This is a genomic window from Ruegeria arenilitoris, from assembly GCF_013035425.1.
GTDB classification, from domain to species: domain Bacteria; phylum Pseudomonadota; class Alphaproteobacteria; order Rhodobacterales; family Rhodobacteraceae; genus Ruegeria; species Ruegeria arenilitoris_A.
In genome coordinates, this window is the sequence record NZ_WQHX01000001.1 from 895406 (window position 1) to 910413 (window position 15008).

13 protein-coding genes and 1 tRNA gene are annotated in these 15008 nt (G+C 52.6%); 4 read left to right on the top strand and 10 right to left on the bottom strand.

Going from position 1 to position 15008, the window contains the following annotated elements; genetic code table 11:
- Positions 1 to 3: 3 nt before the first annotated feature.
- The gene (locus GOV45_RS04335) at positions 4 to 1569 is read right to left on the bottom strand and encodes an inorganic phosphate transporter (protein WP_170474662.1); all 1566 of its coding nucleotides are present in this window, start codon (positions 1567 to 1569) and stop codon (positions 4 to 6) included.
- Between the two features lie 261 nt (positions 1570 to 1830).
- Here GOV45_RS04335 and GOV45_RS04340 point away from each other — a divergent pair, with 261 nt between their 5' ends.
- The gene (locus tag GOV45_RS04340; protein ID WP_170474665.1) at positions 1831 to 3690 is read left to right on the top strand and encodes a Na/Pi cotransporter family protein; all 1860 of its coding nucleotides are present in this window, start codon (positions 1831 to 1833) and stop codon (positions 3688 to 3690) included.
- 39 nt (positions 3691 to 3729) lie between these two features.
- Positions 3730 to 3978, top strand: coding sequence for a hypothetical protein (locus GOV45_RS04345; RefSeq protein ID WP_170474667.1), 249 nt, complete (start codon positions 3730 to 3732; stop codon positions 3976 to 3978).
- 409 nt (positions 3979 to 4387) lie between these two features.
- On the opposite strand, the gene ppk2 is transcribed toward GOV45_RS04345, so the two are convergent.
- The 8 genes from ppk2 to GOV45_RS04385 form a co-directional block, all read right to left on the bottom strand.
- Positions 4388 to 5251 (bottom strand): polyphosphate kinase 2, encoded by an 864-nt coding sequence (gene ppk2 / locus GOV45_RS04350; protein WP_254447895.1) that lies wholly within the window; start codon positions 5249 to 5251, stop codon positions 4388 to 4390.
- Between the two features lie 453 nt (positions 5252 to 5704).
- On the bottom strand, positions 5705 to 5938 hold the full coding sequence (locus GOV45_RS04355) for a hypothetical protein (protein WP_170474673.1): 234 nt from the start codon (positions 5936 to 5938) through the stop codon (positions 5705 to 5707).
- A gap of 562 nt (positions 5939 to 6500) precedes the next feature.
- Positions 6501 to 6953 carry a helix-turn-helix domain-containing protein gene (locus tag GOV45_RS04360; protein WP_170474676.1) on the bottom strand — a complete coding sequence of 151 codons (453 nt, stop codon included), beginning with the start codon at positions 6951 to 6953 and terminating at the stop codon, positions 6501 to 6503.
- A complete protein-coding gene (locus GOV45_RS04365) occupies positions 6946 to 7368 on the bottom strand; it encodes a hypothetical protein (protein ID WP_170474678.1) in 423 nt (140 codons plus the stop codon). The genes GOV45_RS04360 and GOV45_RS04365 overlap by 8 nt, the downstream gene beginning before the upstream one ends.
- Entirely contained in the window at positions 7368 to 7577 is a 210-nt protein-coding gene (locus GOV45_RS04370; RefSeq protein ID WP_170474680.1) for a MerR family transcriptional regulator, read from the bottom strand. Before GOV45_RS04370 ends, GOV45_RS04365 begins: the two co-directional genes overlap by 1 nt.
- 109 nt (positions 7578 to 7686) lie before the next feature.
- Positions 7687 to 8658: a hypothetical protein gene (locus GOV45_RS04375; protein WP_170474683.1), complete on the bottom strand. Its 972-nt coding sequence runs from the start codon at positions 8656 to 8658 to the stop codon at positions 7687 to 7689.
- Entirely contained in the window at positions 8618 to 9841 is a 1224-nt protein-coding gene (locus GOV45_RS04380; protein WP_170474685.1) for a tyrosine-type recombinase/integrase, read from the bottom strand. The genes GOV45_RS04375 and GOV45_RS04380 overlap by 41 nt, the downstream gene beginning before the upstream one ends.
- A gap of 146 nt (positions 9842 to 9987) precedes the next feature.
- A tRNA-Ser gene (locus GOV45_RS04385) sits at positions 9988 to 10077 on the bottom strand.
- Between the two features lie 349 nt (positions 10078 to 10426).
- Between GOV45_RS04385 and GOV45_RS04390 the strand changes: the two genes are divergently transcribed.
- Together GOV45_RS04390 and GOV45_RS04395 are read left to right on the top strand one after the other, a co-directional pair.
- Complete coding sequence (locus tag GOV45_RS04390; protein ID WP_254447896.1) at positions 10427 to 11446, top strand: FecR family protein; 1020 nt, start codon at positions 10427 to 10429, stop codon at positions 11444 to 11446.
- A gap of 34 nt (positions 11447 to 11480) precedes the next feature.
- Positions 11481 to 13730, top strand: a complete 2250-nt coding sequence (locus GOV45_RS04395) for a CHASE2 domain-containing protein (RefSeq protein ID WP_170474688.1) — start codon at positions 11481 to 11483, stop codon at positions 13728 to 13730.
- Between the two features lie 212 nt (positions 13731 to 13942).
- Here the strand turns inward: GOV45_RS04395 and hemC are convergent, their stop codons facing one another.
- Positions 13943 to 14908 (bottom strand): hydroxymethylbilane synthase, encoded by a 966-nt coding sequence (gene hemC, locus GOV45_RS04400; RefSeq protein WP_170474691.1) that lies wholly within the window; start codon positions 14906 to 14908, stop codon positions 13943 to 13945.
- Positions 14909 to 15008: the final 100 nt, after the last annotated feature.

Below are 15008 nucleotides of genomic sequence, written 5' to 3' on the forward strand. Positions count from 1 at the left end.
TAGCTAGGGCAACAACATTCCGCGGATCATAAAAAAGAACATGGATGCAAGAGTAGCTGCTAAAGGGACCGTGATAACCCAAGCCGCTGCAATTCGGAGCAATAAGGTGCGCTTGACCAATTCGATCCGATGCACCCTGCCGAGAGCTTTCCGTTCTTTCTTAGCCAAGACACGGTCGGAGGAAGCCTGTGCCTTCATATCGCGTAATATCTCGCCCTTAGTCGTGACGTCAGCAGCTTCAAATCTCTCGAGGAATGCTTCAACCGCTTCTGGGTCATGGTCGGCGTGGTGCTCTCTAATTTCGTCCAACATGCGGGCGTAGCTGGACTTGATGTATTCGCGAAGGAATCCGACGCCGAATACACCCCCCACGGCGATATGGGTGGAACTGACTGGCAAGCCTAGCTGTGAGGCGACAATAACCGTAATCGCCGCCGCCATCGCGATGCAATATGCGCGCATTTTATCAAGTTCGGTGATCTCGCTTCCTACGGTTCGGATCAATTTGGGTCCATAAAGCGCGAGACCGAGAGAAATGCCTATGGCTCCAACCGCCATTACCCATATCGGAATAGAGGCTTTCGTGGCCACGGCACCGGCGGCGATCGCTTCGTTGATACCCGCCAGTGGGCCCACTGCATTAGCGACGTCATTGGCACCATGAGCAAAACTCAGGAGCGCTGCTGCAAAGATAAGCGGAACGGTGAAGAGATCGTTCACGCTTGATTTTTTATTTTCCAGACGCTTTGTCGTGTTTGCGACATACGGACGAATGAGAAAATAAACGACGATTGCAAGCAACAGGCCAATCACCAGCGCTGTAGGGAAGTCGACCTTCACCAACTTCTTTACACCTTTGAGCATCAGGTACGTGCCAAAGGCCCATGCCATTACAGCGACAAGTAATGGCACCATTTGGTTGGCCGCAGTCAATACGTCCGATTTATAGGTGATCGTGCGTTTGATGATGTAAAGGAAAGTTGCCGCAATAACTCCTCCAAGTACGGGAGAAATAATCCAGCTCGCCGCGATCATCCCAACCTGGTACCAGTCCGCTATGCTCCAACCGGCCGCAGCTATTCCAGCCCCAAGTACGCCACCGACGATTGAATGCGTTGTGGAAACCGGGGCACCGACGGCTGTGGCGAAGTTCAGCCACACCGCTGCCGCGAGTAGAGCTGCCGTCATCAGCCAGATGAAAGTGTCTCGGTCCGCCACCAAGTCCGGGTCGATAATGCCTTTTTTTATTGTGCCGACAACATCGCCCCCCGCAATCATGGCGCCGCCTGCTTCAAAGAAAGCCGCAATCAGGATAGCGCCGGTCAAAGTAATTGCTTGGGACCCGACGGCGGGGCCAACATTGTTCGCCACGTCGTTCGCGCCAATGTTCATCGCCATGTACCCACCGATCATTGCGGCGACGATCAAGAGCACTCCGTCTGTTCCGCCTTCCGATCTGGCCATTGCTACCAGCATGATGCCGACGATGAAGAGCAAAGCCGTACCAAACCGGAACAGTTCTTCGCGGTTTAGGCGAACTGCTTTTTCTACGCGTTCAGTTCTCAGCATGCACGGTCCAACGGTCTCAAGTAGCAATACAGTTCAAACAATTTGGGCAAGTAGAATTTCTACGCCATGATTTGAATCAATGAGATATGTACCTTGCGGTAATAATAACACCGAGGTCAGAAAGCGCCCGGGTTTGGGATGTAATATCGGCTAAGAACCGTGGCGCTATACGAATATTGGTCGAGGTTAGTGTGCGGTCTTCCTGCAGGTCGATAACCGCACCATTCGGTGTTTTTGTGATCCAGAATTTGGACTGATTGAATGATCAAGTACTACCTACCGGTCGCAATTGGCGCGCTACTAATTGCCTTCTGGGTAAGTCCTGACGCGCAGATTGTTGCAGCTGGTATCGCTATTTTTTTGTTTGGCATGCTGATGCTTGAAGACGGCTTCAAGCTACTTGGAGGCGGTACATTAGAACGAATGCTTCAGCGAGCGACACAGTCCGTTTCGCGATCGCTCTTATTCGGTTTTGTCTCTACTGCGTTGTTGCAGTCCAGCTCACTGGTTTCGGTTATCACGATCTCATTTTTGAGTGCTGACCTTATTTCTCTGATAGGTGGTGTGGGGATAATCTTTGGTGCCAATATCGGAACGACGACGGGTGCGTGGTTGGTCGCCGGGCTAGGATTGAAGGTAAATATCGCAACTTACGCCATGCCAATTATCGGCCTTAGCATAATCCTTGTATTTCAGAAGCCGAAGGTGCTCCGTGGCATTGGTTACGCCCTTGGTGGACTGGGATTTCTGTTCTTGGGCATTCATTACATGAAAGAGGGTTTCGACGCGTTCAAGGACCAGGTCGACCTAATGCGATTCGCACTGCCGGGATTTTGGGGACTGGTGGTCTATTGTTTATTGGGGACTGCCGCGACCTTGATTATGCAGTCGAGCCACGCGACGATGGTGCTTACTCTCACCGCGCTTGCTGCTTCACAAATTAGCTATGAAAACGCACTGGCTCTGGCGATCGGGGCTAATATTGGAACCACGATTACGGCGATTATTGGCTCGATCAGCGCCAATTTTCAGGGCAAGCGATTGGCATTGGCGCACCTGATCTTCAATACAATCACTGCGGCGGTAGCTTTGGTTTTCATAGTCCCACTGCGTGAGATGGTTGACCTGATCAGTGGTGCCGTGGGCATCGGCGCGGAAGATTATGCTCTGAAGTTGGCGGTGTTCCATACCATCTTTAACGTGCTCGGCGTCTTGCTCATGTTACCATTGATGCGAGAGCTGATCTCCTTTCTTGAACGCAGTATCGTCGAACCAACCCCGGATTTCAGTCAACCGCGTTACCTGAACGATGCGGCCGATGATTTCCCACAAACTCTTGAGATCGCACTTCGAAAGGAAGTTATGCATCTCTACGAAAACGCGATGACGTTGATCTTGCATGGCTTGAACCTGCATCGGAAGGATGTTTTTGGCGCGAACAGCGTTGCAGAGGTTGTTCGAAACAGTCGAACACCTTCCGACATGGATATCGAGGAAAGTTACCGACGCAAGATCAAGACGCTCTATTCCGCCATTGTCGAATTCTCGACGCGCGTTGGGGAAAAACGTGTCGAACCAGACGTGGCAGAACGAGTTTACGCACTGAGAGATGTGGCAGGCGACATCGTTCAAGCGGTTAAGTCAGTTAAACACCTGCGCAAGAACATCTTGCGCCACACTGTACGGTTTTCCGGGAGTGCAACCGAACTTTATGATGACCTCCGTACTGAAATTGCCAGAATACTCGTCGAGATTCAAAAGCTTGAAGACGCAGAACCGGAGGAGCGTAGTGCACTCTGGCTTGATCAGGAACGTGCACAAGTAGAAGAAGACGCACAGACCGCTGCGCGCCGTGTAGAACAGCTCATTCGAAAAAACCAACTCACTCCCGATGCTGCAACTTCATTTCTCAACGATTCGGACTACGCCTATAGCGCGATGCGTAAGCTGATCGAAGCAGCGAGAACCTTTTATATCGAACGAGACAACGCTATGGCCGAAGTTGAACGTTTGTTGGCTTTGGAAGAAGAAGAACTCGGTGAGTATGGGACTGAGAACGACGCGCTGTCTAAGGAAGACGAATCCGAAAAACGTCACAGTCAAGTCGTAGAAAGCAAATAGTATGCTGAGATTGTGCAACGGTCTGCGGGGGGCATTCAGATGGCACTGAAAAAACTTGCCGAAAAAATGGCTGAGTACAACTCGCGCCTTGAGGCAGGCAAAGCGGAGAAAATTAAATCCAGCCATGTTCAAAGGGTACTAAAGAAGCTTCGCAAGAAAGCAACTGATCTTGAAGCCGAAATTCATGTGGAGAAAAATCCTGACAGGAAAGCCAGACTAGTTCGAAAACTCGGAACAGCGCACGAGAGTATAAAACGGGCGGAGTGGCTATTGAGCGAGATTGACTAGAACTCTGCTCCTGTCTTTGAAAATTGGCGGACTAGCGAGGAGGGCCTTCGTAGCCATTTTGAGCCTGATGCCAACACCCTTGAGCGCCTAGTTTAAGCATTCTTAGCCGTCAATTCTGTTTGAGCACCGAACGGTGGGTTTGTCCGCAATGAAGACATTGAGCGGAATTCACCCAACCATTGCTTCGCGCACATTGCACACGTGTTGAGCCGAGCACGCCGCCTTTCTGGAAGCTCTCGCCCCAACAGAAGGTTTCTAGTCGTAGGACATGAGGTAGCTGGCAGCTGCTTCAAACACGCAAGAGCACTAAGCGGGAGTTCGCTGCTAACAAAAACAACGGCCGCATTGGGTGAAAACTGGTACACGTCCAAACCGTTTGGCGCGTTCGACTCTCAGTCCCTTCAGCAGTTCAGCTTTTGCGCACGTCCGGGTGCAGCGACTTTCCCAGAATATGGTCGGTGCCGTGCAATACATGCTGGGCTGTTGAGACAATAAGCGGGTCAGGTGCATGTGCGATCTTCAAATCCTTGCCTTGGTAGTCCAGCGAGTGAAGGAAGTGCTGCATGCAGGCTAGCCGTGCACGTTTCTTGTCATTCGACTTCACCACGGTCCAGGGCGCATCGGCTGTGTCCGTGTAAAAGAACATCGCTTCCTTAGCCTCAGTGTAGTCCTCCCACTTGTCCAAGCTCTGCTTGTCGATTGGGCTCAGCTTCCACTGCTTCAGCGGATCGGTCGCCCGGCTGTCGAAGCGGCGGCGCTGTTCGTCTCGCGTGACCGAGAACCAGAACTTGTAGAGCCGAATTCCCGAACGCACCAGCATTCTCTCCAGTTCAGGGGTCTGGCGCATGAATTCAAGGTATTCCCATGGCTCGCAGAAGCCCATAACCCGCTCCACACCCGCACGGTTGTACCAAGAGCGGTCATAGAACACCATTTCGCCTACGGTAGGCAGATGCGCGATGTACCGCTGAAAGAACCACTGCCCCTTCTCCTCCCAAGTAGGCTTGTTTAGAGCCACCACACGGGCATGCCGCGGATTGAGGTGCTCGGTGAACCGCTTGATCGTGCCGCCCTTGCCAGCAGCATCGCGACCCTCGAAGATCAGCACGAATTTCTCGCCAGTCTCCTGCGCCCAAAGTTGGACCTTCAGCAATTCCGCCTGCAACTTGGCTTTCTGCGCCTCGTAGCTACGCCGCCTCAACTTGTCGTTATAGGGGAACTCACCATTTTCAAAGCATTTGCGCAGATCAGTCACTTTATCGACGGTTGCCAAATTTGATCCTGCCCCAAGTTCGGCCACGTTTTTGGATGCGTGCACTGATGATCCGGGCTTGGAAGTCACCGATCTTTTGGCACTGGATAAATTTGTCATGCTGCACCTTTCATTCAATGCTATCGATCGCAGTGTAATTTTTCCGAATTATCTGAACATTGATCCGTATCAAGCCGACTATCGAGATGCGACGGCCATTAACGACCGTCGGTGCAGTCTCCCTGACCACTGACGCAAAGAACAACGATACTTCTTGCCTGCTAGTCGGCACCCTTTCTTCGGCTAACGAGCCGAACGAAACCAATTATAGCGCTTTGGCCAAAACGAAACGGCAAGCGCTCATGATCCACCTATTGCTTCTAAAGTCTCGGCGATGGCGATTTAGGTTTTCCGGATACCTTTTTGAAGCATGAACCAGCGACGCATGGCCACTCGATCTCTTGGTCAATCTTCTCACCTGCTGTCCAAGGAGTCCGCAGCAATCGGCAGCTTCGTCCGCATGTGAGACATCGGACGTGGGCGCAGCGAATGGCCGGTTTGGATATCAGCCCGTTTCACGCCTTTGAATGTCCGGTTTCGGGAAAACGTGCTGCGGCGCCGCGTCAGACCCCAAGATATGGTCGTGGAGCAGTGGTAGATTTCGCTGCGACAACGACCGGCAGAAAAGTCCGCATAGCTGTCGTTCATTCCAGGCGATACGAAAGTCCGCTTTCTTTCTTCTTCCAGAATGAGAAGTCGGTGAACTTGAGTTCACTAATTGCAAATCAGTGCTGTCCGCGTGGATTTGGTGAACTTACGTTCACTGGCAATAAATGAACTCGTGAAGGTCAGTGAACTTGAATTCACTGGTTTTCCCCACTGATGCTCAAAGGCAGTTTATTCCCGCTGTCTCTAGCGCCTTGAGTGAACCCAAGTTCACCAGCTAATTTTGGTCAAAGGGTCAAGCTGCATCCAACGGCTAAGCTTTTGGTGAACTTACGTTCACTGGATGTTCGAAAGCAAAACGGGCCTGTTTCATTTATTGATTACTGCGTCCTCAGGCTTCCCATCTTAAGAGAGTTTCGGCCTGACTTAAGACAGTGTTTATCGCGACAGGGGCAAGGTCTGGTGGATAACGGAGACTAGTTTCTGTGCTTGGCTCATGTCTGTCTCGCCTATCAGAGAGTGGTTACTATTAGTGTACCGATCCAGAACCGAAGGACTGACCAAAAATCGGCCTGACGGGTTTTGATTAGGAACCATAATGTCCCTATGGGTTCTCGACCGGAACCACGGAAGAAGCCGACGGGCCCGCATCAGAACCGCGTTTTGTTTTTTCAGGTCGCCAATTGCGCCAGTCATTAGTAGCGGCCTTCTTGCCGGACCGGGTTTGCGTCGACTTGGTGGTAAGCCGCCACTCGTGGGCTTGACGGTGATACCAACTGCCTTCCTTTTCGAGCACGAGGAAGCCTTTGTCCTGCAACTCTCTGTATGCCCGCTGAACAGTGGCCTTGCCCAATCCCAAGATTTCTGCGGCCTCGTTTAATGACAAATACAACTTGCCATTGTTGCCGCCGTTAAACCGGGTGTGAAGCTCCAGCAAGAGCTTCACCGCAGGTCCAGACAAGGCCCGCCAAGCCGGGGACTTGAGCATCGCATAGGGCAGATTAACGTATTGCCCCTCATTTGATCGTTTGCCCTTTGGAGAGCGTTGCCTACTCATCTTGGCACCCCCGCCGGAAGTGTTCGGGCAGAGCAAGAAGGGCGGCCATTGCATGCGGGTCAACGCGTGAACACAGGTTGGCGCAGCATCGGACTAGGGCGTCTCGCGTAAGGAAGTATCCAACCGCCCTCCATGGGCGTTCTGCGCCTCCTTTTTTTCGCCGTTGAACGATCCACTGCAGATCATCCCGGCAAATGATTACGCGATGGTGCGGACACAGCCGTATGATGACCCTGCCATAATCGTCCGCCGTTTCCTGCATAGCGGATTTGCTAAGATCGCCCGAAGCTCGCTGACATTGCTGCTCCGTGATTGTGCTTGTGGCGACCGAGACTGGATCAACTGCTTTGGATGTTGTCGCAGTTGATGTCACGTGAGGAACCCCGGCCCCGATTTTGGGATTGGAGGTGTCCATTATGTGTCCTCACCGTTGGGATCGGTGCGTCGCGCAGTCAGAAATGCGTTAATGTCTGTACCGTGATAACCAATTCGCCGTCCTATGCGGATGAAGGCTGGTCCACGCTTATGATACCGCCACTGGGCCAGTTTCTCGACACTGCCAAATATCCGCATCTCAGGATCTTCGGGGGAATATATTCGATCATCGTCGAAGATTTTAACCATCGTTCAAACCTCTTTGGTTGTATTGATGGCTCCCAATTATGGTCAGATTTGTTCGGCTGTCATCAAGACAAATCCAACGCTTAAGCGCCTTCAAAAAACGGGAAAACGCTTAAGCGTCTTTTCGAAAAACGGCGTCGTATCGTGACTTGAACGGCTCGTCGGAGCGCAAGGCTACGCCATAGTCTTCCTCAGATTTTTTAGACTTAGGAAAGTTGCTTTTGCTTGCTTTCGCATTTTCAAATGCTTGTTCGACAATGCGGTCTTCTCTGACTAGACCAACAATTCCTGCCAATTTCTCAATCTCTTTCATAACGGCTTCGAGATTTTCCAGTCGCCGTTTGCGGGAGGTATTTCCTCCGCCTGCGCCTGCCCGCTTTCTTGTTTGCGTGGCGCTTGTGGCGATCGCCTCCGCGCCTCCGTACAAGACTTCCAATTCCCGAGATGCGTAACCTACGTCGAAATCGCTCTTCGCCACAAATTCACCCACCAAAACTCTTGCCGCGATAGTTGCGAGTGAGGTCGGATCAAAGTGTTTATTGCAATATTCCAATGCCGCAACTGCCCCCCAGTTCTCACCGTATTCCTCCTCCAGGCTCGCTTTTCCTCGCTTTCCCAACCACGTGAGTACAACCTCACTTAGTCGATGGTTCTGATCATAGACATCAGCGCCTTCGAGCGCCTTGTCCACGAGAGAATATGGCGCTTCGCCTCGCCCCATCACCGAAATCAAGGTTTCAGGACTAAGCTCGTTGGGATCGAAGCTGTCGGACTGAGGCTTTAGAAACGGAACTGGGTCAAAGTGTTGACCTACCGTGTATTCCTTTTGCGCCGCAATCGCAGCCTGCTGGCTCAAATGGAGGGAATTTGTGGAGTTTTCTTCGTCAAAACCAGTACGGTAGAACACCGATAATCTCCAGATTGTATCTCCCTTCGATACTGCCACTTGAAGCTCTGCCTCGGAAGGATGTGTCAAATATTCGGGCTTCGGTCGTAAAGGGTGTCCATCTGGCAGTTCTGACACCTCTGTTCTTGTCACGACGCTACTGCGGTTGGCTTTGGTCCAGCACTCGTGGTCTTCCATTACCCGTTCCCTCTCTGGAGCTTACCCACTCACACCATTTTGCCGTCAACTCCCGCCGGCGCTCTAACAAATCTGATCGTGCGTATGCTCTCTCCACATCGGACCCAAGCTGATGAGACAAGGCAGCCTCCGACAGTTCACGCGGCGCGTTTGCTGCCTCCGTTGCCCAAACCCGAAACGAACTGCGAAAGCCATGAACGGTGACGCCGTCTTTCCTCATCCGGCGCAACAGCATCAGCATAGACATGTTTGACAAAGGCTGATGCCGCCTTTGTCCCTCAAACACATAGTCAGAAGCCAGCGCGCGCAGCGGCTCCAGAATGGCCAGCATTTCATTGGTGAGAGGTACCCGATGGACTTGTCCGCCTTTCATGCGATCCGCCGGTATAGTCCACAGGCGTGCGTCCACATCGACCTCAGGCCATTTCATCTCCAAAACCTCAGAGGTTCGACATGCAGTCAGAATGGTGAACTGCAGCGCCTTGGCCGCCATGGCTGAACGGGTCTGTAGTTCGGCATAGAACGCAGGCACCTCCTGCCACGGCATCGCATCATGGTGCTGCACCTTGGCCTTGACGGTGGGCAGCACCTTGCCTTCACGGATCGCAGTTACTGGGTTCTCACCAGAGCGGAAGCCCTTGGACTTCGCTACGTCAAGCACTGTTTTGATACGTTGCGCCAGCCGCTTTGCTGTTTCATGCTTTGTTGTCCAAATCGGCGACAAACACATCAGCACTTCGGGCTGATCAATGCTATCCACTGGCATGCGCCCGATCTTTGGAAAGGCGTAGTCGCGTAAGGTGTTGAGCCATTGCTGACCGTGCTTTGCATTCTTCCACGTCGGCAGGCGGTCGATGTGCACCTGACGGCTGATTTCTTCGAAGGTCGGGATTTCACGCTGAGCGTTGAACCGCGGGTTCAACCCGGCTTTCGCCATCCGCCGATATTCGAGTGCCCTCTCACGCGCTTGGTTCAGAGTGACAACATCCGCGCCGCCCAAACCGAAGTCCGTGCGTAGCGGAACGCCTTTGCGATTTTTTTGTCCTTTGACAGTCACCCGGACAATCCAGCGCCGAGCGCCGGATGGATCGACAACAAGGTAAAGGCCAGAACCGTCGCCATGTCGACCCGGACCAAGGTTCTCTACTTGCTTCTTTGTCAGCTTGCCATTGAGCGCAGACATAAAATACCACAAAACATACCACTCAATGAAAGTGTACGAGTATTATTGAGGGAAATCTAGATAGATGAGAAGCTAGTTGTGTTTTCAGAAAAACATGAGGTTATAAAGAATTATGTAATTTCAGATAACGCCACAAAATGTGATAGTGGCGGAGACGAAGGGATTCGAACCCTCGAGACGGTTTCCCGCCTACTCCCTTAGCAGGGGAGCGCCTTCGACCACTCGGCCACGTCTCCGCTGGCGGGTATATCCTTGCCAGTCATGCAGATACAAGACGATTTTCTTGGGTGGCTTGATTTTTCTGAGATGCACAAGCGTTTTTGCCGGATTAGAAATCCTGTGCGCTAAATGTTGTGAGGAATAGTCTCGTGATTTTCCGACTGTGGCGCGGCTTTTTGAACGGTGAAAAGTTACTTCTTCAGGTGAAAATCTCCGTACACTTGCCAAAAGTCCCAGTTTCAGTGAATAATTGCCAAGTTTTAGTGCTGTTAATAGACATAGTTTTATCGGCAAATTGAGGCGCAAGACCGGGCAGAGGGTGTTTTAGACCCTAGCAGGAACCTTTTGGGGGAAGGGGACTTGGTTTTGGCCTGGTATAGAGTTTTTGTTTTTGTTTTTGTTCTTTTGGCGCTGCCGGCGTCAGTTTCGGCCGCAATAGGAAAGGTTCTGAGCGTCCAGCAAGGTGCTGAAGTAATTCGTTCGGGAAAGACCATCACATTGCGCGAAGGCATGGAAGTTGTCTCGGGTGACACAATCGCCACAAACCGGTCTGGTGTTGTTCAGTTGATATTCGCGGATGAGACCAAAATTGCCGTCGGACCGAATGCGCGCATGGTTCTGGATGTGACTATGTTGCGGAGCAACCGAAAGGCAAAGAGTTTCGCGGTGCAGGCCTTAGGTGGGAGTTTTAGGTTTATCTCAGGAAAGAGCCGAAAAAGAGCTTATTCTGTAGAGACGCCTCAGGCCACGATGGCGGTGCGTGGAACGACATTCGATATGTGGATTGTACCAGGAACACAAAGCGCCATGCTTGTTCTGGAAGGTACAGTGCGTATGTGCGGTCGACGGGGTTCTTGCCGCTCAACCGGGCGCCAGTGCAGCCTTTTTGCGACCACCCAGAATGGAAGTGTGGGTCGTCCGGCTGATCCTGACCAATACGATTTGGCGCTGAAGAACGGGTTTCCTTTTGTTCAATCCCAAATAAGCCTGCTGACACCTCTGCAGGTCGATGTTGGTGGATGTTCTGGGGAATCTGCACCTCTGCCGGTTCAAAAATCTGACGCCCCAGAACCGCGACCCGAACGCTCACAAAGAGCCGCTTTCCGGGCCGAGGTGTCATCAGATCCACCAAGTGAAGCCCCTGCTCCTGAACCTGCTTCTCCTGAGCCTCGAGCCCCAGAACCTCCTGCCCCAGAACCGCCGGCTTCCGAACCGCCCGCGTCTGAACCTCCGGCACCCGAGCCCGAGGCAGCGAGAAATCGGTCGGGCCATCAGGACGGTTCTAATCCAGCGGGGCAAACCGGCAACTCCGGCGGCTATGACAACCCTGGAAAGGGTAAGGGTCCCGGGCATGGGAAGGGTAAAGGTAAAAAGGGCAGCACCTGAACGCTGATGCCACCTGCCACAATCGGAGGCTGAAGTGACCGTTAAGTCCAAAGAAAAAACAAGCCGCAGACGCGCATTTCGTCTGGTCGGTCTGGGATTGATCCTGCTGGGTTGCTTCATTCGAGTTTTGGATCCCTATCCGGTACGAATGACGCGATTGATATACTTCGATATTTTGCAACGCATTTCACCGCGAGAGTATAACCCTGATCTCCCTGTTCGGGTCTTGGATATTGACGAACAGTCACTTGCAAATTGGGGGCAGTGGCCTTGGCCGCGAACCTTATTGGCACAGATGGTCCAGAACCTTGGAGAAAACGGTGCGGCGGCAATTGCCTTTGATATGCTGTTTGTCGAGCCTGACAGGTATTCTCCTGCCCGGTTGCTTAATGACCCGGCGCTTGATGGAGTTTTAACGGTAGAACGCCATGCGCAGAAAGTTGACTATGATGTTCTGTTTGGGCTTGAGGTTGCCCACTGGCCAGTCGTGATGGGCACCGCTGCAAGGCATGCCAGCGAAGGAAGCCGAATGACTGCAAAGGCGGGCATAATAGAGATCGGCGAAAGTCCGACATCAGGACTGATTTCTGTGCCTCACTGGACCCCAATTGCCTCCCCGCTGGGCCGTAGCGCGGCCGGGATTGGGGGTGTGAATGTGTCACCGTTAGGAGGAACAGGGGTTATCAGAAGCGTTCCTGTGCTGTGGGGTGGGCCAGAAGGGGCGCTGCCAAGTTTGGGCATCGAAGCACTGAGAATTGCATTGGATGCGCCGTACATTTTGGTCGAAGGCTCATCTGACGAGGCTGGTATCGTGCTTGCGGTTGAGATTGGCGACTTTCGGCTGCCTACAACAGAGAACGGCGAGGTTTGGGTTAGGTACAGGCGGGACCAGCCTGATTTGTATCTGTCAGCGGATGCCATTATGCAGAACCCGAACGACCCTGATTTGCGCTCAGAAATCGAAGGTCGGATTATTTTGGTGGGTACATCTGCGGCTGGGCTGTTTGACATGCACCAGACGTCGCTTGGCGAGTCCGTGCCGGGGGTTTCGATTCATGCCCAAATCCTCGAGCAGATCCTGACCGGAGAGATGCTAAGCAGATCAGATGTTACTGCCGCTTTGGAGTTACTGTCATTCGTATTGTTGGGTCTTATAGTAATCGCTGTGATGTCAAGTTTTGGAGCAGTTACATCATTTGTCGCGGGGGGAGTGGCGGCTGCTGTGGTTCTTGGAACCAGCTGGCTGGCATTTCAAAATCAGCTCGTTTTATTCGATGTGACATTCCCATTGATGGGTGGGATGGCCAATTTTGGGTTGTTGGCAGGGTACCTTTTCATCTCGACCGAGCGAGAAAAGCGCGAGATTCGACAGGTTTTTTCTCATTACGTTGCACCTGAAATTTTAGACGAGATGGAGCTGTCGGGCCACCGCCTGCAACTGGGTGGTGAGACCCAAGAAATTACTGTGATGTTCAGCGATATCCGCGGTTTCACACCATTGTCCGAGTCCGTGTCGGCCACGGATCTTGTCACTTTGCTGAACGAGCTGTTTTCGCAATTGGGCGATCAGATTCTGCATGAGCGTGGAACAATTGATAAATTCATCGGTGACGCGGTCATGGCTTTCTGGAACGCACCGCTGCCGGTTGAAGATCATCCATGTCGGGCGGCGCATGCAGCGCTGCGGATGCGGGCTGCGCTGACAGAATTCAACGAGTCAGAGGCGATGCGCGACAGACAACCGATTGCACTTGCGACCGGGTGCGCGACTGGCTGGGCTTGCGTGGGGAATATTGGGTCGCGAAGCCGATTCAACTATACCGTTATCGGTGATGTTGTGAATGTGGCTGCCCGTATCGAGCAGAATTGCCGACACGTGGATTATGACATCTTGGTTTCGGCATCGGTGAACAACGCTGCGCGTTTCGATCTCGCCATGCTGGAAGCAGGGTTTGTCGATCTAAAAGGAAAAAGCGACCCTGAACCCGTTTTCGTTTTGGTTGGTGACAAATCTCTTGCAGAAACCGAAGGATTCCAAACCCTGCAAACTGCACATGAGCATTTGATTGCGGCTATTCGAGACCGAAACGCGCAGGATGAAGTTTCTGAGCTTTGCGCGGAGTGCACTGCGTTGTCCGAAATTGTCGAACCTGGTTTAAAGAGGTTCTACCGGGCCTTGCCCGGCCGGATGGCAGATTTCCGTTCAGATGCACAGACGACACGCGTTGAATTCAGCCATCGCGGCACCCTACGCAAAGTGGCGGGTATACGCGCAACGTCCTGATTAATAAAAAAGCAAACGGGTCACTGCATTTATGATGCAGTGACCCGTTTCATTCGGTCAGATGGATCGGTCTCGCCCCCTCGAATACCATCTAAAACAAAACCGAGTAAAAAATTCGATGTATTCGAGACTGATCTGACACCTTTCCGGAACACCTTATTAATGTATCACAATACCAGTGCTGGCAGTGAAGCAGTTCACATTGACTTAGATTATTCGCGCTCGAACCAGTCAAAAAATCCGGCGCCGGCTCTTTTCTTCAACCATTGGGCAAGTTCCAGCCCCAGATCGGCGGCGTCTTCCGTGGGCCCCGTAACAGAATCGGCGATGACCTCAGACCCGTCTGGGCGCAAAACCTCGCCACGCAGGTAAATCTGGCCATTGTCCAGTTCTGCCAGCCCCGCAATTGGCGTCTCGCAGGATCCATCCAGCCCGGCCAACAAGTTGCGTTCGGCCAAAAGACGCGCTGCTGTCTGAGGGCAATGAATCGACTGAAGCATTTCTGCAGAGCGAAAGTCGTCCTGACGCCGTTCGATTCCGATAGCCCCTTGAGCGATGGCAGGCAGCATTTCGTCAGTAGAAATTGCCGTTGCCGGAATCTCCTCCATCTTAAGGCGACGTAGTCCGGCCATCGCAAGGAATGTGCAATCCGCTAAGCCTTCATCCAACTTTTTCAATCGCGTTTGAACATTTCCTCGAAACTCGACCACCCGCAGGTCTGGCCGGCGGTGCAATATCTGCGCGCGCCGCCGCAGTGAAGACGTGCCAACCACTGCGCCTTCGGGCAAAGAGCCAATCTCACCCAATCGCGGTGAGATGAATGCATCGCGCACATCTTCGCGTGGAAGATATGTGTCCAGCAGCAACCCCGTTGGCTGTGCAACTGGCATGTCCTTTGTCGAGTGTACTGCAATGTCTATGTCACCGCACAGCATCGCCTCTTCGATTTCTTTGGTGAATAGACCCTTGTTCCCGATCTCTTTCAATGGGCGGTCTGCGTCGATCATCGCGCGATTGTCGCCCGTCGTTTTAATTACCACGATTTCAAAGGCATCAGCGGGCAATTCAAAGGCATCTTTCAGCCGCTGACGTGTCTCATAAGCTTGCGCCAGGGCCAACGGCGATCCGCGCGTTCCGATTTTAAGGGGCGATGCCGGTGATGGGAGAGTCAGGTTCATGAGTCCAGCTTTAGTCGCGTCACATTGCCCTGACAATGGGGGCAGCGCTTGACAAATTGACGCCGAAGGCGGACCCGTTGCGGCAAGTAGGAGGAATGGG